We start from the raw sequence: 21,562 nt of genomic DNA, 5'->3' as shown, positions 1-21,562 counted from the left end.
TTATTTATCTTCATCGACAGTACCGTTCTTTCTGATGCGCTTTTTCTCTGAATCATTTTCATCTTTGAGAGGGAATGAAAAACGGCCGTACAAAATGCATCCTTTGACTCCGGGATTACACTCTTTGTTTATTCTGCGGCAATGACCGTCTTTTATTTTAAACTGGCAATCAAAACTCATATACTTCTATCCGGTTTCTTCCGTTTTCTTTGGCTTTGTATAAGGCGCTGTCAGCTCTTTCAATCAAATCGACCGGGATGAGATCCGTCTCCCTGTTGTAACCGGCCAGTCCGATGGAAATGGATGTCTTAACGATCTGACCGTTCTGGATAAACTCTTTCTGTTCTATCGTCGATCTTATCCTTTCAGCGATTTTCAATGCCACTTCATTGTCAATATATCGCAGGACTATGGTAAACTCTTCGCCGCCGTATCGGGCGGCCATGTCTTCCACACGGACATTTTTGAGTATAATCGAAGCCACTTCTTTCAGAACCGTATCTCCGAAGGAATGTCCGTAGGTATCATTCAGCCCTTTGAAGTGGTCAATATCCATCATGAGAATGGTAATGTTCTCACCGTTATAGTTGGCAAATAAATCCCGCAAATGCTGAAGCAGGATATGTTTCTGCTTCAGATGGGTCATCATGTCCGTGGAAGACACTTCCAGAAGAAAAGTATTGTGTATCGCAATAGCTCCCAGATCGGCTACGTTTCTCAGAAAGACTTTTTCCTCATCGGAAAAACCCGTTCCGGTAATTCTTTCTCCCAGAACGATTATTCCCTGAAGGTCTTTTTTCATGACAATAGGGATAATCAGCGAAGGTTCAAGGATTGTGAAAGGTTTAATATCCGAGATTTGTCTTATATCATTCAGAAGCTCCGGCATTGTAAGACAACCCTTTGCCTTTTTTAGAGACATAATCAAATCTGATTTTTCCGGAATGGCAAAATCCACATTTTTGTCGGGATTAAACCCCTCGTAATTTCTGTAAAGAGTGAAATCCGTGCTATCTATATTATGCCGGATAAAAAGGCCGGCTTTGACAACCATTGCCCTGCCCATGCAGGTCAGAAGAAGCGAATCGAGCAATGTTGCATATGAAAGATTCGAATTGAGACTCTTACTGATGTCTATAAGTTCCCTGAGATCTTTTATTTTCTGTTCGTAACGATCTTTTTCATCGGTATTAAGCATCAACTAGAATTTAGATCAAAGTAATACCACTTTCCAGTTTTATTTTTTTAATAAAGGAATTTATATCCGCGACCCCGAATTGTAATAATATGCCGCGGAATATCGGACTCACCAAGTTTCTGGCGTATTTTTGCAATGTGCACATCAACCGTTCTCGATGAGGTTTCCGAATCGTATCCCCAGACTTCATCGAGCAGCCTGTCGCGGGAGATTATTTTTTCGGGGTTGCTCACCAGATAATCGAGCAATCTGTATTCCTGTCCATTCAAAGGGATGCATTCGCCACTGCACAGTAATTCGCCTTTTTCTCTGTCGAGGATGAAATCACCGAAGTCCGCTGAAGAATTATTTCCTGTTTTTGCAGGTGAAGTCATGGAGGAACGGCGGATTAGAGCCTCTATCCGAGCCAGAAGAACAGCCATATCAAAGGGTTTGGCCACATAGTCATCGGCTCCCTGTCTCAAGCCCAGAACCGTATCAAGGTCGGTGTTTCTCGCCGTCAGCATGATAATGGGAACGGTCGAACCGCTTTTTCTTATGTTTTCACTAACGGCGTAACCATCTCTTCCCGGAAGCATAATGTCGAGAAGAATCAGATCAAACGGCCGGCTTAAGGCTGTCTGCTCTCCAGTCACGCCGTCTGGGCAGCTCTCCGTTTCATATCCTTCAGCCTCCAATCTGTCTTCGAGGGTTATTCTGACGCCCGGTTCATCTTCAATTATAAGTATTTTTTTCATGTCTTATTCCTGCAGTTCTGATTCAAAAAAGGGGATGGAAACAGTAATCGAGGTCCCGGGACGGATTTTTCCGTCGGCCCGCAGATAGGGGCTGTTCACTTTTACCGATCCACCCATCTGTTTCGTTTTGCGATTAACCAGGTAAAGGCCGAGACCGCTCCCTTTTATCTGCTCTCTGAAACTCCTGTCTCCCCGGAAGAAGGGTTCTAATATGTGTTTTTGTTCTTTCCGTGGGATACCCAGTCCGTCATCCTCCACCGAGAAAACCAGTGTTGACGGTAAACGGAGATGTGCGGACAGGCGAATTTCTCCCCTGTTGTCCGGAGGATAGGCATGGCGGAAACTGTTGCTGATCAGGTTTGTCAGGATGAGAACGAGAGTCTCCCTGTCTGTCTGCGCAACGGCAGGCAGAGAACCGAAGTCGATCGATAAAGTGATTCTGCCTTCGGACTGGAGAGAGTTGAAAAACAGTTCCAGTTCATCCTGTACGGTTCGGAAGATGACATCAGAAGTGACTGAAGGTTGCTCCGCTTTACCCTCCAGCCTTGAAAAAAGCAGTATGCCCTCGATCATGGCTGACAGACGTCCTGATTGCTCTTTGATCAGTTCTCCATACCGGGTTATTTTTTCAGAGTTGAGGATGCCGCTCTGCATATTGTCTGCGGCTGAATGGATAACGGTCAGAGGTGTGCGCAGTTCATGGGTAATTGTCGCGACAAACTCTTTCTCCTTACGCCGCAGACGGCTCAGTCTGTTCTTTTGATATAAGATCAGAATATACGCAGCGCCGATCCCCAGCAGCAGAACTGAACCGGTCAGCCATTGAACGGCAATAGCCAGTTCCCTTTCAATAAAGAGAGATGCTCCTGTTTCCGAACCTATGGCCATATACATATTCTCTGAGAAATTATCAGCGGGTGGTCTGGACAGGGAATCCCGGGTCAATCTGGTCATGGGTAAGCGTAAAAAAGGGAAAGTCAGATAATAGACTTTATCGTTTCCGGCCAGGTGATTGAAAAGTATGTCGACAGGTGAAAAGCGATAGTTTCTCTCCTCCAGAGGGACCGCGTCTGAAGTCAGGTCTGAAACAAGGGATATGGTATAGTCGCCCAGAGTTTCATCGATTGCGGGAATGAGTTCTTTTTCCATAAAGAGCTTCAAATCAAAATGAATAAAGGATGTATACTTCCCGCCGGGATATCTGCGCACCAGATAGACTTTTCCCTTATCTTCCGGATCGATGACAATCGACATATCGCGAAAATCCGGTTCGCTGTGCTCTTCTTTAAAGACCGGATTATTCATGAACCCAGTCGCATCCTGAACCCAGTCTCCGCCGACAGTGCTTGAATATCCGGTTTTCTCCATAAGGTTTGCATAGGCGTAGGAAAGAATATAATTACCATTAAACTCGGAAAGGAATTGATCTCCCAGATATGTCAGTCCGGTTCTGATCTCTTCATCATCAGATATATCTCTTCCCCCGGGATGTTGCGTGAATAACTCGATACGACTGATCTCCTGCGCCAGAGAACCGAAAATCCGGAATTCAAAAGATTTAGCCAGGTCATTGATTATTTTCTCGCCGGAGTTGACAGCCCATCGGTACTGGAGGATAGACAGAACGGCGATCGCTGAAAAAACCGCAACAGTCGTCAGGCGCATAACCAATGTTCCCTGTCTCTTTATTCTTTTCATGGTCTTCAGTATATATCAGCCGGTTCGGTCATGCGAGTTTCTTTACTGTCGAAAGGGTTAGCTTTTACATAGTTTACATTCCTTTTACACAGAGTTAACCACAAGGCTTTCTACCGACTGTATATTCGGTTCACAGGGAGGTCAAAATGGCTGAATTAAGAAAAATCATACAGGTTGAGGAGTCTTCGCCCCTTATTTCCGGAAGCAGGAAGAAGAAGGCCTATATTTCAGCAGCAGTCGTCGCGCTTCTGGTCGCATCTGTGCTTGTTGCTATATTTCTCAATACAAAAAGCAGCATAAAACAGATTGGAGATTACACTGTTGCAGAAGTAACGACAGGTTCCTTTACGACTTCAACGGAAGCCAGCGGTACGGTGGTTCTGCCCACTCAGGTTTCCATAGTAAATATGGAAACAGGTTATGCGAAGGAAATTTATGTAAATGAAGGCGATTCTATCACCGAATCCACTATCCTTGCCGTTCTGGATGTCCCGGATCTCGAGGAACAGCGCGATGATCTGATGGATGAACTGGAAACGCAGCAGATAGCTCTGGAAGAGATCAAGCTCTCCGGCGAATATACTCTGAGAGAACTGGATCTGAGCCTTCAGCGCATTGAAGAGGATATAGCGGAGGGAGAGGAAGCTGTTCAGACTGAAAAGGAACTGATGGAGCTTAAAAGTTCAAGAGCCTCCGATTACGAGGAAGCTGTGGACGCCCTGCAGAGCCTATATGAACAGAAAGAGGATTTATTGCTCTCAAAAGAGAAAACGGAGAGAAGCAATGAACTCAGCCTGAAAAAACAGGAAGCCCAGATAGCCTCTCTGGAAGTTTCGCTTAAGAGAGTACAGAAGGATATTGAGGATGCCAGCATCACCAGCCCCATTGCCGGAGATATTCTCAGTCTTGAGGAGAATCTTATGGTTCCCGGCAGTCTAATCGAACAGAACACAGCCCTTTTTACCGTAGCTGATACCAGGGATGTCTACATCGATCTGGAAGTATACGAGCAGTACAGTTCCTATCTTGAAGTCGGCGGAAGTGTTGAACTGGTCATAAGTAATAATGTCGTCGAAGGGGAAATCAAACAGATCGGCCGGGTGGCGTCCATGTCCTCCGACGGTCTGGCCGCTACTGTGACAGTCCGGGTCAGACCGGTCGGAGTCAGTGAGTTGACCCCTGGAGCTTCCGCCGTGGCAGATATTCCTCTCGGAACGACAGAAGATGCTCTTCTTCTCCCCAGGGGATCCTATCTGACAACAGGCAGTCAGAAATACGTTTACAGAATAGATGGTTCCCGAGCCTATAAAACAACGGTTGTTTTCGGAGAGATTCAGGGAAGTCAGGTCGAAGTCCTGAGCGGTCTGGAAGCGGGGGATCAGATCATAATCAGTTCCTATCAGGATTATATCGATCAGGATGTGATTGAAGTAAATTAAGATATTTCGGAGGATGCGTAAGCATCAGGATCCGAACATAGTCGCAGGAGAAATGAAATGATTGAATTAAAAAATATCAGCAAATTGTATGATTTGGGAGAGGTAAAAGTAAATGCCCTCAAAGATGTAAATCTGAAAATCAACAGGGGCGAATATGTGGCGATAATGGGACCTTCCGGTTCCGGTAAATCAACGCTGATGCATATACTCGGAATTCTTGATTCCGTATCGGGTGGTCAATATCTTCTTGAAGATTACGATATAACCTCTCTGCCCGATAAGGAGCAGGCGAGAATCAGGAATAAGCATTTCGGATTTATATTTCAGAGTTTCAACCTCTTTCCCGAATTGAGCGCTCTTGAAAACGTTATGCTTCCCATGTCTTATGCGGGAATCAGCTACAGAAACAGAAGGTCCCGAGCCCAGGAACTGCTGGAGGAAGTGGGGCTCGGACACCGGATGTATCATCTTCCCACGATGATGAGCGGCGGGGAGCAGCAGCGCGTAGCCATCGCCCGCTCTCTCTCCAATGATCCGGATCTCATTCTGGCGGACGAGCCGACGGGAAACCTGCCGTCGGATAAGGGGGAGGAAATTATGGTTATGCTGGAAAAACTCAACAATAAAGGTGTAACCGTCGTAATGGTTACCCATAACCCCGAGCAGGGCGACAGAGCCAGAAGAAAAATTTCAATCAGAGACGGCGCTCTTTTCAGCGATGAACTGATCGCCCAGGGGATTTGATATGAAGAGCGAACCCCTGTTGATTGTAAAAAGAAGGTTTACGGGCCGGATCCTGGAATCGGGACTGCTCATTCTCGCTGTGGCTCTGGGAGTCGGAGCCGCGGCTTCGGGATTATCTCTGTTGCTCCATACGAACAGCTACAGCAGGCAGATGCTGGAATCTCCCGAATACCGGGAGCTCATAGTCTCCACTCAGGATAATGCGGAGGATATGGAAACTCCTCTGATCGAAACTGTTACCGGTGAAAGTATCATCCTCACTTACGATGATCTCGAAGCGGCGGAACTGGTTCCCCAGATCTCTTTTGCCTACCTGTCGGGAAAAAGCAGAATGCGTTTCATGAACGGGCAGTTTATGAATGAGATGCAGCAGATGGAAGCCAATCGTCCCGAAGGAGGAGAACCTCCCATGGGCGGAGGAACGGAAGGCGAGGGGGCTCCCCAGCCTCAGGAGGGGGATGATTTTCGTGGAAATATGACAGAGATGCTTCAGGAAGCCGCCTCTGACAGTTCCATCATAATACCGGAAGTGGAAGAACTGTACGGGTATGAAGTGACTCCGCAGTTTTTCAGCGCATGGAAACTTGAGACCCAATTCGGCAGTCTCTTTACATCAAGCGATATGAATGGAACTTCAGATTACGTAGTTCTGGGCGTCGACGCCGCCGAAATGATAAATAGGGCCGGGGAACCACTGGAAAACCTGATCGGAAAGAAAATACTGTCCATGCGGAGCTATTACATTATTGCGGGAATTCTTGAAGAAACCGGCACGTCATATGATGAGTCGTACTTCTCTCTCGACAAACAGGCCGGTTCCAGCGGAGCCATGGATAGATTCAGACCCGGTGGCAATAAACAGCTTCGTTTCACTGTGACGGATCCGGAAGACCTGGATAGCGCGGCTGAACTTCTATCCGCCTGGTTCGCATCGGAGTTCGGCGAAGGACAGACCGTGATTTCCAATCCCCGCGAAGAAGCGGAAAAGCTGATCAACAGAAACAGAGGTATCAGTTACCTGATCCTTTTCCTGAGCCTGGCGGGATTGTTTATCGCATCGGTCAATATTTCCCATATTCTGATGAGCCGGACGCTCCGTATGAAAAAGCACGTGGGCATACTGAAAGCACTTGGAGCCTCCAATAGGAGTATTCTCAAATTATTCGCCACTGAAGCTGCAGCTGTCACGCTGATGGGTGCGGTTCTGGGAACGATTATTGCCTTTCCTCTATCGGGAGCTATGGAAAAGGCTATGGGATTGGAGGGCGGTAGCTGGTTATTTATTCTGGCGGGAGTCCTTCTGTCCTCCATCCTAACTTTCGCCTTCTCTGTTATTCCCTCTTTTCAGAATTCCGGTATTGAAGCTGCAGAAGCCATGAGACAGGCCGGTTGATCAGGAGAAATTGAATGAAAAAATTTATAACGATGCTAATAAGACACTGGGTTAAAAATCCGGTCAAAATACTTATGACAATAGCGGCAGTTGCATTGGGTACGGGTATACTAATCATCTCCTTCAGCGCCGGGTCGGTTCTTCAAAGCGAAGTCCTGGCAAAAATGAACGAAAGCGGTGTTATTTTATACGGAGCGAACGGCGAGTGGGCTACTGATGGCTCTCTCGAACAGGAGAGGCCCGGGCAGTTCGATCAGAAAGTATTTGAAACTCTAGTTTCTGAAGGTATGACGATTACCGTTGCGGCTATCGTAATGGGTGTTCCTGTTGATGAGATTACTGTTGAAGGTAAAACATGGCAGTTGAGAAGTTCAGTTGGAACAGACCCGTCCTACTTTGATGTGTTCGGTCTGGAAATCATCGCCGGTGCACCTATGACAGAGGAGGTTTATGCTTCTGGATTGAAAAAAGTCTGGATCAGTGAAACTACCGCACTTATGCTTTTCGGCAAGGCGGAAAACGCCATCGGCAAAAGAATTGCGCCTCCGGGAATGCAGTTCATGCGCGGTCCGGGAGGAAGCGGCTCCAGGGATCTTATTACCCAGTATTCCGTTGCAGGAGTTTTTGCCGATCCGCAGGAAGTGGCCAGACGGTCCTACGGTATCGCCGATGTCATTTTTCCTGTGACCGCCATGATGCCTAACTCTGATTTCGCTTCCCGAATGCTCGACTTCATGTCCGGACAATTTGTTGTAAAGAGCACATCGACGTCGGTTGAAAAAGTGCAGGCGGAAATAGCTTCAATCATAGAAAATAATTACGGTTACGATGTCAGTCTGGTCTCCTGGGAAGGCAGTCTGAACGGAGAATCAACTTATATGGAGGAATTGCGCCAGGCCGTATCGATTTTTACGGTATCGGTGAATATTCTCGGCATAGTTTTACTCCTGACCAGTTCTCTTGGAATCTTCAGCATTATGGTTGTTGAATCTCTTGGCAGAAGACGGGAAATCGCTCTTGAAAGATCTCTCGGCGCATCTCAGGTAAGAGTTATCAGAGAATTCTGGTCCTGGTCAATGATGCTGAGTCTCCTGGGAGCTGTAATCGGTGTTTTGCTGGCTCTGGCCATCGGCAAACCCGTTCTCGGAACGCTCTCCCCATTGCTCGGCGAGCTTTCATCTGATTTCAGTTCGGCAGCGGGGGTTAAGTTTCTGCCTCTTGTCAGCGGCTTTGCTCTGGCAATCGGATGCGGCGGCCTGCTCGGGCTTCTTCCGGCTTTTTCCGCCGTAAAAGGCAATATAGCTGAAACGCTGAGGGAGGTCTGATATGAAAAAATACAAATCCCTTATTTTACTACTTTTCATTCTGATTTCAGCTGATTTGAGCGGCGAAACTTTACTATCAACTCTTGATGAGATCGCTGCTTTCGGTGCTGAAAACAACCTGGAGTATAAAAGCGGACAGGCCGCTCTGCTTCGCGCTGAGAATAACAGACAGAGTATCCTGCTGCTGGAAAAAACAACAATCGGTGCCACCGGATCCTATAACGATTCGGCTCAGTCTTCGGGAGAAGCCGGAGGCATCAGCACCTGGGGCATCAAAGCGGACATTGAAATACCGGTCACAGAACAGGTGAGTCTGTCCGGATCAATCAATCAGGATGGAGATGGTTCTGCAGCAATTAATCTGAAACCTCTCTCTCATTCGGACTCGCGGGAGCAGTCCCTCAATTCCTACAGCAGCGCCCTTGTTTCAGCTGAAGCGGCAAGGCTGAACTCTGAAAGCAGCGCTTTGAATGCTGCCCTGAATTGGATGTCGGCATCGCGGGAGTACGACACACAGAAACGGCAGACAGAGCTGTCCGGCGCCTCCTATCTTGATGATAAGGTCCGGTTCGATCTGGGAGAAATCACTTTCGATGAGCTTCAGGATTCAATGGTCAACTGGTCTCAGGCCAGAGTCACGCTTTCAGAAAAGGAAAATCAGTTCAGATCAGCTGAAAGCAATCTGTATTCGGCTCTGGGAGCCTCAAAGGGAGATGTATCAATCTCTTCTCTCACCGTTGATAAACTGGAGTCCGCAGTAGATGGTCTTCAGTCCCGGCTCAATAGAGAAGAGGGGGATTTTCTTAAAAGCAGCCAGCTAAAACTGGCCGTACTCAGTAAAGAGAGTGCCGCAGCAGCTTTAAAAAATACATGGGCCTATGAACCGGATTTAACAGCCGGCGCGTCATTGAGCTTTGATGATACAGGCTACAAAGGCTTTGCCGCAACGCTTTCCTTTTCCCTTTCTCTCGATAATATACAGGCGACGGAAAAAGAGATCAGTCGGTATGAGTATGAAATCGCTTCGCAAAAAGAGCTGCAGAGCCGGTATGAAGCCGAATTGAACTTCAGCCAGATCATCGATACCATAGAAAGCACTGCTATTAACAGGGATATAGCAAATATTGAATACGAACAGGCTGAGATTCTCCTTTCGGAAGCGGAACTCCTCTTCAAGAGAGGAGATATCTCCGAAATGGACCTGGAAGAGAGCCGCATTTCCCTGCAGGTCAGCGAAAATGCTTTGTTCAAAGCTCTAGCCGATGAATATCTGGCCTGGCTGTCCCTGAAAGCCTATCTATAATTGCCAAAGGGTCCTTCGGGACTCTTTTTTTAACTTTATCCTCATCTTTTTTAATGATATCATAAGATTCCGGTTACTTTTAGAAATCAGAAATACAAGCTCAGCATTTTATTGAGAAATTGTGATATATCTGTTTCCGAACCGGAAGGGCAATTAAAAAAGGATTGTATATGAAAATCAGGAGTAAATTACAAATACTCATTATCTCTTTAATAATCGGTATGATGGTGGCATTTGTGGTCAACTATGCCTTTCAGCAAATGGTGAAAAAGACAGAAGAAGAAAAAGCATTTCTGCTTGAGCTTAAAGACAGGATTATGCTTGAGCACATCGAAATCTCAAAATTCCTATATGACGGGGTTCTGGTTACGACGCAGCTTGACGTTGTAAAAGTAGCAATTGCTGAAAAGGAAAAGGTTCTTGAGGACGTCGAAAATATTGAGCTGCTCTCCCGCATGAGCGGAGACATCAGAGAAGCCATATCCCGGATCCTCAGTCTTAACGAGCTTCAGGTAACTTCGCAGAATAAACTTATTGCTGCTGCCGATTCTCTCATCCTCGATGTCGTCGACGTTTACGGATATGACCCTAAATACTCTCTAGATGATGTTTATTCTGATCTGGCCAGGACTTTTAGTGGATATAATAAGCTGGCTTACAGCACATATAAAATGCGATCACAGTTAATGGCTCTTCAGAGCGCTCTGGAAGGTTCTGAAACAACGATCAAGGAACAGTATGAAATTATAAACAAGCAGATCAACTATTTCAGGCAGCTTGGGTCAATAATCACTGTAGCGCTGATTATCATTATTATCATTCTATCCTTCATAGTCTCGACTTTCATTGCGGGACGGATAGCCAGGTCTGTGCAGGTTATCGGCAGTAGTCTTTCAGTCATGGCCTCCGGTGACCTGACGATGGATATTGTCGCTGTTTCAAAGGATGAAATCGGTGAATTGAGTTCGGAAATGAACACCTTTCAGTCCGGGTTGAGAAAATCCCTTACACAGATGAAAACTTATTCGGAAAGCAATAGAGATGTCAAAGAAGAGCTGATCGCCACGGCAGCGGAAACCTCAGCCGCAGCTGTTCAGATCTCAGCCAATATCAATTCCATCAGTAACCAGATGACCTCTCTGGACAGTAATATTTCGAACTCGACAAGGGAGGCTCTGGAAATATCAAGTTTCTCCAATGAATTAAGCGATGATATATCTGAACAGACTGTCATGGTGGAAGAATCGACAGCATCCATTACAGAGATGATCGCCTCAATCGAAAATGTGTCCAAACTGACTGAAAAAAACAGGGAAATAATTAAAGCTCTGGTGGAAACGGCGGATGACGGTGACAAAAAGTTAACAGATACGACAACAATGATCGAGGAGATAAATTCTTCGGTCAATGAAATTAACAGCATGGCTTCGATTATTCAGAGTATTTCGGCTCAAACGAATCTCCTGGCTATGAATGCCGCCATCGAAGCGGCCCATGCGGGTGATCAGGGGCGGGGCTTTGCCGTAGTAGCAGATGAAATCCGAAAACTGGCCGAAGCTTCTGCGGGCAATACAAAGGAGATCACCAGAAATCTGAAGGAAATCATTTCCCGGATCGAAGGGGCTTCCGATTCAGGGCGGAGCACGAAAGAGGCATTCCTGAAAATCAATGATGAGATCAAGAGCGTATCCGAAGCCCTTCTGACTGTTTCGGCAAGCACGTCGGAACTCAATGCCGGAGGAACTCAGATCCTTCAGGCTATGTCGGGATTGAGTGATATCTCCAGTCGGGTAAAAGACAAATCCCAGATAGTCAAGGGTTCTGCGGAATCGGTGACATCTTTAATGGGACAGGTTTCGGAAATCTCCGGCATGGTCACCAGCGCCATTACTGAAGTCAATGTCGGCTTTAATGAAGTAACGGAAGCTGTAACAGGATTGAAGGAAATTTCCGATCGTGTCGGCAGAGTTACTGATGAAATAAGAGAAGAGATCAACAAATTTAAAACCGATGCCGTTCCGGAATAATCTATGGACCTTTTAATCAGGAATGTAAGTCATGAAGGCAAGATTGTTAACATTTTTGTTTCCAAAGGGAAAATAGATCGTATCTCCGATACCGTCTCCGAGTCTGATCTGCAGGGGATTGCAGTTCTTGAGGGAGATGATAACTATATTTTCCCCATGCTGCACAACGGTCATACCCATTCTCCCATGGTTCTCTTAAGAGGCTACGGGGATGATATGGTTCTCGATGAATGGCTCAATACAAAGATCTGGCCTGCTGAAGCCCGCCTTACGGAAGAGGATTATTACTGGGGCAACCGGTTAGCTCTGGTAGAGATGATTAAAAACGGCACAGGCTTTTTCAATGAAATGTATATGAATCCCCGTTCCATGGTTAAGGCTCTGATTGATTTTCCCCTTAAAGCACGTATTCATTTTCCCCTTATAGACGGAATGGATGTTGAGCTGGCAAAAAAGCAAATTACTGACTGTTCTCTTTTTTTTGAGAACACCTCCTGGACGCAGAACGTAAAAGGTGGTGTGGCGCTTCATTCTGTTTACGCCAATTCTGAATATTCCCTGAAATGGGCGGGGGAGTATGCGAGGAGAAATAACCTGCCTCTTCATATACATCTCTGTGAAACAGAACAGGAAATTGAGAACTGCCGACAAAAAAATCAGGGTCAGAGTCCAGTAGAGTATCTGGAAAAACTTGATTTTTTCCGTGACAACAAAGTCTTCGCTGCGCACTGTCTATGGTTGGATGAAAGCGATATTGACATTCTCAGCGGACATGGGGTTATTGCTGTCCATAATCCCGTTTCCAATATGAAACTGGCGGCAGGCAGGGTTTTTCCCTATTCAAAACTGAAGGACAAAGGAGTTCCTGTGGTCCTGGGAACAGACGGCGCGGCATCCAACAACAATCTGGATCTGCTGGAGGAGATGAAAATCGCCTCACTGCTTCAAAAGCATCATTCCGGCGATCCCACACTCATGTCTGCCGATGAAGCATTCTCCCTGAGTTCTGGGCCGGTCGTATCGCAAATATTCGAAACGGGCTCCGGTAAGATCGAAACCGGTTCAGATGCCGACTTTATAATCATTAACAGGAAATCTCTTTCCATGACACCCGCGACAAATATCAAATCCAATTTAATATATTCCGCATCTGGCCATGATATTCTCCATATGATCCTTCAAGGAGAGATCCTTATGAAAGACCGAATGATAAGAGGCGAAGAGACTGTTGTCGAAATGGCTCATAGAAGAGCTGAAATTTTATTAAAAAGTTGACTCTTTGGCATTTTCGAAAAGATCTTTCAGGTGGGAAAATCTTTCAATAAAATCTTCTGTCGAGGATATACGGTGCCGTTTTAAAACAGACTGATTTACATCTTCCGTAAGAAGCTCCATATTTTCCAGGCTGACAAGTGTATCGGCGAGATACACCACATCGTTGAGGTTCCTAATAGCTTCAGGAGCTGCATCCGGTTCATGATGAAAGCGCATGACGAACTTGAGCGAATCGGGAAGATTCCATTTTTCAGCCATCAGATATCCGGTCTCGCAATGTCTGATTCCAGATAAAGCGTCTTCAATGTCGCTCAGAAAAACCTTATAGCGGGAACAGTACTGAATCAGATCTTCATTTTCATTTTCAAAGATCATTGTTATGGGGAATTTCCCGATATCATGAAGCAGCGCGGCTGTGTAGATACTGTCCGTATGGGCAATTTTCACATCCAGTCCATGGGCTATATGACATGCATAGAAGGCGCTTTTATAGGAATTAAACCAGAAATCGTCCAGATTCCTGTCAGTATCGGACAACACGTTTCTTATAGCAAGGGTAATCAGGAGATTGTACAATTCTCTCAGACCCAGGTATTTGAGGGCCGATTGTATGTCTTCTATTCTGGTACTCAGCATATAAGCACCGGAATTAACGATTTTCAGAATATCCATCGTCAAAGCCGGATCGGTTCCAACCTGACGGGCGATTGCGTTCATGTCAAAAGATCCGGAATGAAGCATCTCTTCAAGTTTGAGGAGGTTTTCTTTTAATGGCGGCAGTTCTTCAATGGAATCGATGACAGCTTCGCGGATTTCATTCCAGTTTTCTTCGGAAAGTTTACAGTCAGGGATATCCAACTCAAGCTTTTCGGCTGAGTAAGTAATGTTATCTGCCTCAATCTGCTTGATTTCAAAAAGTTTTTTCAGGAACTGTATATCCGAATAATATTCCTGTTTGGGCATTTCATCGTAGAGATCGTTAATAAATTCTATAAACTCTCGTTTATTGATTATGTTTTTAAGAACATCGGAGAAAATCTGGATTCCGAAAGAACGTTCTTTTTTGACAAATCGTATATTACACTGTTCAAGCTTGCAACTGTCCATCGCAAAATGAAGAAGGCCCCTGGTCAAAAGACTGAAATAGTCAAACCAGACTTCCATCTTGTAGAATTGAAGAGTGTAGAGTATTAATTGGTCCATGTTCTTAAATGTGTTTTTTTCAAGATTCGAAACTTTGACCGATATTTTATTATTTCGGTCGAGCATCGAATGCACCTTTTTAAGATTTCCGGAATTGTTCATTTTACCTCATGTTCAAATTGATTATCGGAGAGACTATCTTTAATCTTCTCGATAAAGTTTTATGTGATACAATATTTTTAAATTGAACAAAAAAATTATTGTTTTTTTGTTTTTTTTCAGAAAAAAGCAATAAAGTTTTGTCAGGAAAATATATCAACTGTATAAAAAAATGTCGATCCCGACCATAGTTCTATCTATATTTTTATACTTTCCCATCGTCTTGAAAAATAACCGCCAATAAGGATCGATGCATGAAAGAGCTGATATAAGCCGAAAGAGAACCAGGCCCCATAAATACCTAATCCGAAAACACTTGTTGCCAGCCATGTACTTGCCAATATAAACAGAATATTAGTCAGAGCTTCCGAAAACAATACAAACTTGGCCCACCCGAGATTCTGAAAGATGATTTCAAGCGAGAAGCCCATCACTTCGGCGAAAAAGAAAAAGGAGAAAAACCTCAAGGCTTTCATACCTGTTTCAATAGTTTCTTTGTCGCTTGTATAAATCGATACGATTTTGTCGGGGAAACTCAGCACGCTAACAAGAATAATGATGCCTACAACAGCAGCGATTTTCTCCATAGATATAATGATTCTGTTTGCTTCCTCTCGATTGTCCGTGCCCATTGCATTTCCCGCCAGGATTGAGGCACCGCGGGCGAAACCTCCAACGATGGTTTTATTGATCCTGTACATGGAAAAAACAATATGCGTCGACGCGAGATATACTGTTCCTATTCCTCCTACCATGGATTCATATAAAAGAAAAATGGCAAAAGCCCCGCCGTTTTGAATAGCTGCCGGATAGGATAATTGTACGACTCTCCCGATCAATGTTTTATCCAGAGCCGTAAAGTGAAAGACTTTATAGGATTTGGCATTCCTTGAATTCAGAATATAAACAATGAGAATCAGAACAGCGGCGCAATTGGCAATGAGGGTTCCCAAGGCTGCTCCGCGAATTCCCATAGCCGGAAAGCCAAGTTTTCCGAAAATGAAAATGTAGTTCAGGCCTATATTGAGGAGATTGGGGACAAGCGTCGTATACATGACGATTTTTGTACTTCTTATACCGCTTAAAAAACCGGTAAATGCACTGGCGACTCCGATGACGGGGAAGACAAAACGCATTATGGATAAGTAGCCCAGGGCAAAAGGCAGAAGCGATTTATCTGTAATAAGAAGAGAAAGAACCGGGGGCGCCGCGGCAACGGCTATTACACCGATCAAACCCAGGAACAGACCTGTTACGATCCCGTTGTCAAGCACCTCTCCCGTATGAGCTTTGTTTGTTTCAGGATCGTTTTCGCGGCTTGTCTGAACGCCGTATCGTCTGGCAGTTATTACCTGAACACCGATCGAAACGGGCCACACAAGTACTGCCAGGACATAGAAAAACAAACTGGACATGGAAATGGCTGCGAGCTGTTCAACTCCCAGCCGGCCGACCATAGCTGTGTCAGCCACATTCATCAGGTAGTGGGACATCTGACTTGCCAGAAGCGGCAATCCCGTAACAAGTATTTTTTTAACTGTATTTTCCTTCATTTGTCCGAGTATAGACCGATTGCATAATCTAAACAATCTGTTCATATTCTTTTAATGTCAGCTTTATGGGCAATTGTGTAGCAGCGCTTTATTCTTGTATTATGAATGTTAATAATGAACTGGATCCATTTCTTTTTTTAGCCCTCTTTCTCGGCCTTTTGACTGTTGAAACGGAGAATCCCGATGAAACGAAGGAGAATGAATGCACGCAAAAGTATTGATCATAGAAGACGAAGAGGACATTGCCCGGCTCATAGCCATGTATCTCAAAAGAGACGGGATCGACTCCGACTGGTGCGAAACCGGAGAAGAAGGACTTCAGCAGTTAGAGAAACAGGCTTATGACATATTGGTTCTCGATATCAATCTGCCGGGAATCGACGGATTTGAAACTCTCAGAAAAATCAGAAAAGATAATAATATCCCCGTTCTCATATTATCTGCACGAAGAGAAGACGCCGATATGCTGATCGGCTTCGGAGGCGGTGCGGATGATTATGTGACAAAACCTTTCAGTCCCGGGGTTCTTACCGCCAGAATAAGAGCCCACCTCAATAGAATCGCTGCTGAAAGCAGTGGCCGCGAAACGCTTTTTCAGTTCGGTGAAATCGTTTTCGATCCCGCCCACTACATCCTTAAAAAGGGGGAAGAGAGGATAGACCTTTCGAGAAGGGAAATGGATCTGCTTCTCTATCTGACCAGAAACAGAGGGCGGGTTTTTTCCAAAGAGCAGATCTACAAAGAAGTCTGGGGGAATGAATACGGCGATATTTCTACTGTAACGGTTCATATGCAGAGATTGAGAAAAAAAATAGAAATCAATCCTGCCGAACCACAGTTTCTCATGACAAAATACGGTTATGGCTACTATTTATCCGCTGAAGGGGAAAATGAAACAATCCTTTAATCTTAAAACAATGTTCACGCTTTTTCTGGCCGCTCCTTTTATCGTCCTGATCGTAATGATCTTTATTTTTATGGGAATTGCCGAAAGCCGTAACAGCAGTTCAGGCCCTCTCGAAGCACCGAAGTATTTATTATATCCCCTGACATATATTATTGAACACGATTTCAAACCGCCGACTGATCCGAAAGGTGTCATCCTGATACTGGACAGCGCGGGGAAAGTTATCTATTCCCAGACCGATATAGGTGATGGCATCGATATAGATAAAGAGGATACGGCAAGTATGCTGGCACAGATTGTCCTCAAGGGATCTACAAATATGAGTATTTCCCATTACAAATACAACGATGAACCGTATTTCTGTTTTTTTGATAACGCCATGTTTCCTGCCATCTATAAACAGCAGATGCGCGTAGGGATCTCTTTATTTATAATTATAATATCTATTCTCGGACTGGTTTTCGGACAGATCTCCACCGTGATTATCAACAGTTCCATCAAGAAGCTCATTGACGCTTCGGACCGGATAGCCGAAGGAAATCTGGAAGAAAGCATCAACTTGAAATATGACAATGAATTCGTTCATGTCGCAAACGCCATAGACAGAATGAGGGTTGAGCTAAAGGAAAAAAGGAACGTGGAACAGAGGTTTGTCATGTCAGTGACACATGATCTTAAAACGCCTTTGACCTCTATACAGGGATATCTGGAAGCTTTATCCGATGGAGTTATTACGAACAGGGACGAAGTGGCCTCCACAGTTGAGCTGATGCAGAAAAAAGCCTCTCTTCTCGATAGCCGTATCAATGAACTTCTGGATTACAGCAGAAGCAGAACAGCGGGCTGGAGGGAAAACTGGAAAGAAATCAATATGTCGACATGGCTGCAAGACATCTCCTCGATGTTCCGCAATGATGCAAGCCTCTGTGGCAGGAACTATCTTGAAAAGATAAATATCGATGAGGATACAATCCTTAAAGGCGATGATAAACTTCTCTCCAGAGCTTTCGAAAATCTCTTTGATAATGCCTGCAGATATACTGAACCGGGAGACTACATCATTTTTTCCGCAGATCAGAGGGAGAAAGCAGAGTGCACTCAAATAGAACTTGTATTTGAGGATTCCGGTTCGGGAATAAGCGAAGAAAACCTGGATAAGATATTCGAACTGTTTTATAGAAATGACCGCGGCCGTAACAGCCGCGGCATGGGTATCGGACTCGCATCTGTACAGACAATAATTAATGATCACGGCGGAACGATACAATGTTCAAACAGCGAATCCGGAGGAGCCAGATTCACTGTTATCCTGGAAGTCTGATTTATTTTTCAGGTCCTAGGCAAGCTTTTCCTTTGCCATCTCTCCGATTGTTCTGAAATCAGCTTTCCCGCTTCCCATTTTAGGGAATTCATCAATAACGAGGAATTTTTTGGGAATGGCTATGGGGGGCAGTTTATCGGCGAGGTCTTTGATCAGCTTGTCTTTGTCAATCTCATGTGTCAGAACGCAGACAAGAGAAGCGCCTTTTACCTTATCCGGTACATCGACGACACAACATTCGATATCTTCATGAAGGACCTCTTCAATAATCATTTCCGTTTTTACCAGCGAAACCATTTCACCGCCAATTTTGACGAATCGTTTCAGTCTGCCTTTATGCCATAGAAATCCGTCTTCATCCAGAAGACCTATATCTCCAGTGAAATACCATCCATCTGTAATAGCCTCTCTGGTCTGGCTCTCGTCCAGATACCCCTTCATGACCAGATCTCCGCTGACCATGATTTTCCCTTCCTGACCGATGGGCAACTCTTCTCCCGTAGCGATATCTATGATTTTGACATGGCAACTCGGGTAGGGAAGGCCGACGCTGCCCGGTTTATTCCAGTTCCTGCGGTTTACGCTGATAACGGGACTTGTTTCAGTCGCACCGTAGCCTTCGACTATTTCGATATTGTGCTTTTCTCTGTAACCTTCTCTCAACCAGTCGGGAGTCTTGTCGGCACCGGCGACGATAAGTGTCAGCTTCTCAAAGTCTCCCGGTTTTGATTCCCGCAGATATCCGGAGAGAAAAATGGGAGTTGAGGCTATAGCCGTACAACCTTCCCGTTTCATAATCGACACGACTGTCTTGTACTCGAGAGGGTTGGCATATGTAACCGCGGTAAATCCATGAGTCAAAGGGAGCCAGAAATTGGTCTGGAGCCCGAAAATATGAAAAAGCGGTAAACCGGATAGCATGACATCATCAGGGGTCAGTTCCAGTACGCTGTATGAGTCTATGGCATTTGATCCTATGTTTTTGTGGGAAAGCTGAACCGCTTTCGGATCTTTTTCACTGCCGCTTGTGAATAAAATAGCTGCCGTATCATCTTCGACCGTCGCCGGTAGAGAATTGATTATGGATCGGGCGGGTAGTTTGGTCCTGATAGCCGCTGCGACTTTATCGACCACTGTTACACCGGTCATAATATCTTCAATGCAGATCATTCCGTCGATAAGGGGACATTTTATTTTCTCAAGAAGAGCCCTTGACGTAATGATCGTAGTAAAACCGCACTTCCGCTGGGCATAGCGGCAGTTTTCTTCGGCTCCCGTCGAATAATTGATCATAACGGGAATCTTTCCCGCCATAAGTGTTCCGATGGACGAAAGCATGGCCCCTGCTGATGTGGGGATCATAATACCGAGATATTTATCTTTATAAATGCTGAATTTCTTGGATAATATGAGAGATGCAATTAAAGCTTTTTCAAAGGTGATTGTCGCTCCGGTCATCCTGTCTTTGATAGCTGTCCGGCTTTTATTTTTCTTTGCTGTTTCAATAAACTGATAGTGAAGAATCACAGTTTACTCCTTATATACGAGGAAATTTTCCAATAATTTACAATTTGAGATTTATTATATTCTATTTTTACAGAATTTAAAATCTGTAAATAAAAAAAACACATAAAAACTTATATAAAAATTTTTGACTAAAATTCAAAATAATTGTATAAAATCAGATAGAGTCTATAATTTATTAAGAAAGAGTTAAAAAAAATAAGAGGTTCAATATGAGTGAAATGGTATTGCTTGGAGATGAGGCGGTTGCCCAGGGGGCTATAGATGCCGGCTTGTCGATCGCCTATGGTTATCCCGGAACTCCTTCGACAGAAATTGTCGAATATCTTCAGGAATGGAAACGGAAAGAGGATGAATCTTTAATCGCTTCCTGGTGTTCCAATGAAAAAACAGCTTACGAAGCAGCTGTCGCCGTATCCATGATGGGTAAAAGAGCTCTGGTCACTATGAAGCATGTAGGTTTGAATGTCGCGGCTGATGCCTTTATGAATTCAGTCGGATATACTATCCACGGAGGGCTTGTTCTCGCTGTTGCTGACGATCCGGGAATGCATTCATCACAGAATGAACAGGATTCCCGTTATTACGCCGATTTCGCCAGAACCATATGTCTTGAACCGAGAAATCAGCAGGAAGCCTATGAAATGACTAAGGATGCTTTCGAACTTTCCGAAAAATTGCATCTGCCGGTTCTTCTTAAATTAACAACAAGAATATCCCATTCAAGAGCGGTTATAAAAAGGGGAGAAGTCAGGCCCAAAAACGAATTCAACCCGTCAAAGGATCGTTCGCATTGGACCAACCTTCCATTTTTAAGCCGTCAAAACTATGAAGATCTCTGGCAGCAGAGACCTGTGCTGGCAGAAATTTCCGAAAAGAGCGATTACAATCCTCTTATCCTTAACGGGAACAATAGAGATGTTGCCGTTATTACGACAGGTCTTGCATATAACTATTACAAGGAAGCTGAAAGAGACCTTGAGAATAAGCCTTCCCATCTCCATATCAGTTTTTACCCCATGCCTGAAGACAAAATCAGGGAGCTGGCAGGTTCTGCAAAAAGGGTCATTGTTATCGAGGAGGGGTATCCCTTCGTAGAGAGATTTCTGAAGGGCATATTGCCTCAGGCCGTTCAGGTTGATGGTAAGCTCAATGATGTCATTCCTCACCTGGGGGAGATCACTCCTGATATCTGCCGTAAAGCCATGGGACTCGAGGCTTTTGAAAAAGCGGAAATTCCGGAAATTGAAATGCCGGGGCGTCCTCCCCAGCTCTGCAAAGGATGCCCTCATACAGACAGCTATAAAGCTCTTAACGAAGTTATGGGTGAATATGAGAATCCTGTTGTTACCTCTGATATCGGATGCTATACCCTTGGTTATTTCGCACCCCATAACGCCATTCACAGCTGTCTGGATATGGGTGCGGCTGTTACCATGGCAAGAGGCGCCGCTGAAGCCGGAGCCCATCCCGTAGTTGGTGTTATCGGAGACAGTACCTTTATGCACACAGGTATTCAGGGACTGGTCGATATGCTCTCGGCCGGAAATAAAGTCACTCTCATGATTCTCGATAACAGTATTACTGCCATGACGGGAATGCAGCAGACTATAGTCGAATCTTCAGGAATCATTAATGTGGTAAAGGGATGCGGTGTCAGTCCGGAACATGTCAGAACGATTATTCCGCTTCCGAAACACCACGAAGAGAATGTTAAAATAATCCGTGAGGAAGTTGAATATAATGGTGTTTCGGTAATCATTGCTCAGAGAGCCTGTATTCATGTAGTTAAAAGAAAATACGCTAAGGGGTAATT

The 21,562-nt window shown here is 44.9% G+C and carries 17 protein-coding genes; 10 read left to right on the top strand and 7 right to left on the bottom strand.

What is annotated here, in order from left to right; all coding sequences use genetic code 11:
• Genes HNR50_RS02510 through HNR50_RS02495 form a run of 4 tightly spaced genes read right to left on the bottom strand, consistent with a single transcriptional unit; the run spans window position 1 to window position 3,633 of the window.
• Entirely contained in the window at window positions 1–180 is a 180-nt protein-coding gene (locus HNR50_RS02510) for a hypothetical protein (RefSeq protein WP_184743233.1), read from the bottom strand.
• Window positions 170–1,198, bottom strand: coding sequence for a sensor domain-containing diguanylate cyclase (locus tag HNR50_RS02505; RefSeq protein WP_184743230.1), 1,029 nt, complete (start codon window positions 1,196–1,198; stop codon window positions 170–172). The genes HNR50_RS02510 and HNR50_RS02505 overlap by 11 nt, the downstream gene beginning before the upstream one ends.
• A 47-nt stretch (window positions 1,199–1,245) precedes the next feature.
• Window positions 1,246–1,935: a response regulator transcription factor gene (locus HNR50_RS02500; RefSeq protein WP_184743228.1), complete on the bottom strand. Its 690-nt coding sequence runs from the start codon at window positions 1,933–1,935 to the stop codon at window positions 1,246–1,248.
• Between the two features lie 3 nt (window positions 1,936–1,938).
• Window positions 1,939–3,633, bottom strand: coding sequence for a sensor histidine kinase (locus HNR50_RS02495; RefSeq protein WP_184743225.1), 1,695 nt, complete (start codon window positions 3,631–3,633; stop codon window positions 1,939–1,941).
• Between the two features lie 146 nt (window positions 3,634–3,779).
• On the opposite strand from HNR50_RS02495, the gene HNR50_RS02490 reads away from it, so the two are divergent.
• The 7 genes from HNR50_RS02490 to HNR50_RS02460 all read left to right on the top strand — a co-directional run bounded on the left by HNR50_RS02490 (window position 3,780) and on the right by HNR50_RS02460 (window position 13,139).
• The gene (locus HNR50_RS02490; RefSeq protein WP_184743222.1) at window positions 3,780–5,072 is read left to right on the top strand and encodes an efflux RND transporter periplasmic adaptor subunit; all 1,293 of its coding nucleotides are present in this window, start codon (window positions 3,780–3,782) and stop codon (window positions 5,070–5,072) included.
• Window positions 5,073–5,129: 57 nt separating this feature from the next.
• The gene (locus HNR50_RS02485) at window positions 5,130–5,816 is read left to right on the top strand and encodes an ABC transporter ATP-binding protein (RefSeq protein WP_184743219.1); all 687 of its coding nucleotides are present in this window, start codon (window positions 5,130–5,132) and stop codon (window positions 5,814–5,816) included.
• A 1-nt stretch (window position 5,817) separates the two neighbouring features.
• Window positions 5,818–7,209 carry an ABC transporter permease gene (locus HNR50_RS02480; protein WP_184743216.1) on the top strand — a complete coding sequence of 464 codons (1,392 nt, stop codon included), beginning with the start codon at window positions 5,818–5,820 and terminating at the stop codon, window positions 7,207–7,209.
• Between the two features lie 14 nt (window positions 7,210–7,223).
• Complete coding sequence (locus HNR50_RS02475; protein ID WP_184743213.1) at window positions 7,224–8,534, top strand: ABC transporter permease; 1,311 nt, start codon at window positions 7,224–7,226, stop codon at window positions 8,532–8,534.
• A gap of 1 nt (window position 8,535) precedes the next feature.
• Window positions 8,536–9,837 carry a TolC family protein gene (locus HNR50_RS02470; protein WP_184743210.1) on the top strand — a complete coding sequence of 434 codons (1,302 nt, stop codon included), beginning with the start codon at window positions 8,536–8,538 and terminating at the stop codon, window positions 9,835–9,837.
• Window positions 9,838–10,007: 170 nt separating this feature from the next.
• Window positions 10,008–11,864: a methyl-accepting chemotaxis protein gene (locus HNR50_RS02465; RefSeq protein ID WP_184743207.1), complete on the top strand. Its 1,857-nt coding sequence runs from the start codon at window positions 10,008–10,010 to the stop codon at window positions 11,862–11,864.
• A gap of 3 nt (window positions 11,865–11,867) precedes the next feature.
• Window positions 11,868–13,139, top strand: a complete 1,272-nt coding sequence (locus tag HNR50_RS02460) for an amidohydrolase family protein (RefSeq protein ID WP_184743204.1) — start codon at window positions 11,868–11,870, stop codon at window positions 13,137–13,139.
• On the opposite strand, the gene HNR50_RS02455 is transcribed toward HNR50_RS02460, so the two are convergent.
• Both HNR50_RS02455 and HNR50_RS02450 read right to left on the bottom strand, forming a co-directional pair.
• A complete protein-coding gene (locus HNR50_RS02455; RefSeq protein ID WP_184743201.1) occupies window positions 13,128–14,342 on the bottom strand; it encodes an HDOD domain-containing protein in 1,215 nt (404 codons plus the stop codon). The genes HNR50_RS02460 and HNR50_RS02455 overlap by 12 nt on opposite strands.
• 296 nt (window positions 14,343–14,638) lie before the next feature.
• Window positions 14,639–15,994, bottom strand: a complete 1,356-nt coding sequence (locus HNR50_RS02450) for an MATE family efflux transporter (protein WP_184743198.1) — start codon at window positions 15,992–15,994, stop codon at window positions 14,639–14,641.
• 202 nt (window positions 15,995–16,196) lie between these two features.
• On the opposite strand from HNR50_RS02450, the gene HNR50_RS02445 reads away from it, so the two are divergent.
• Together HNR50_RS02445 and HNR50_RS02440 are read left to right on the top strand one after the other, a co-directional pair.
• The gene (locus tag HNR50_RS02445; RefSeq protein ID WP_184743195.1) at window positions 16,197–16,901 is read left to right on the top strand and encodes a response regulator transcription factor; all 705 of its coding nucleotides are present in this window, start codon (window positions 16,197–16,199) and stop codon (window positions 16,899–16,901) included.
• Complete coding sequence (locus HNR50_RS02440; protein ID WP_184743192.1) at window positions 16,855–18,222, top strand: HAMP domain-containing sensor histidine kinase; 1,368 nt, start codon at window positions 16,855–16,857, stop codon at window positions 18,220–18,222. The genes HNR50_RS02445 and HNR50_RS02440 overlap by 47 nt, the downstream gene beginning before the upstream one ends.
• Before the next feature lie 15 nt (window positions 18,223–18,237).
• Here HNR50_RS02440 and HNR50_RS02435 read toward each other — a convergent pair whose 3' ends face one another.
• Window positions 18,238–19,749 (bottom strand): AMP-binding protein, encoded by a 1,512-nt coding sequence (locus HNR50_RS02435; protein ID WP_184743189.1) that lies wholly within the window; start codon window positions 19,747–19,749, stop codon window positions 18,238–18,240.
• 209 nt (window positions 19,750–19,958) lie between these two features.
• Here HNR50_RS02435 and HNR50_RS02430 point away from each other — a divergent pair, with 209 nt between their 5' ends.
• On the top strand, window positions 19,959–21,560 hold the full coding sequence (locus HNR50_RS02430; protein ID WP_184743186.1) for a thiamine pyrophosphate-dependent enzyme: 1,602 nt from the start codon (window positions 19,959–19,961) through the stop codon (window positions 21,558–21,560).
• The last annotated feature ends 2 nt before the right edge of the window (window positions 21,561–21,562 follow it).

The sequence above is a fragment of the Spirochaeta isovalerica genome, assembly GCF_014207565.1.
In the GTDB taxonomy this organism is placed as follows: Bacteria; Spirochaetota; Spirochaetia; order DSM-2461; family DSM-2461; genus Spirochaeta_F; species Spirochaeta_F isovalerica.
Note: the sequence above shows the minus strand (reverse complement) of the source record. Positions and strands in the feature narration are given on the sequence as shown.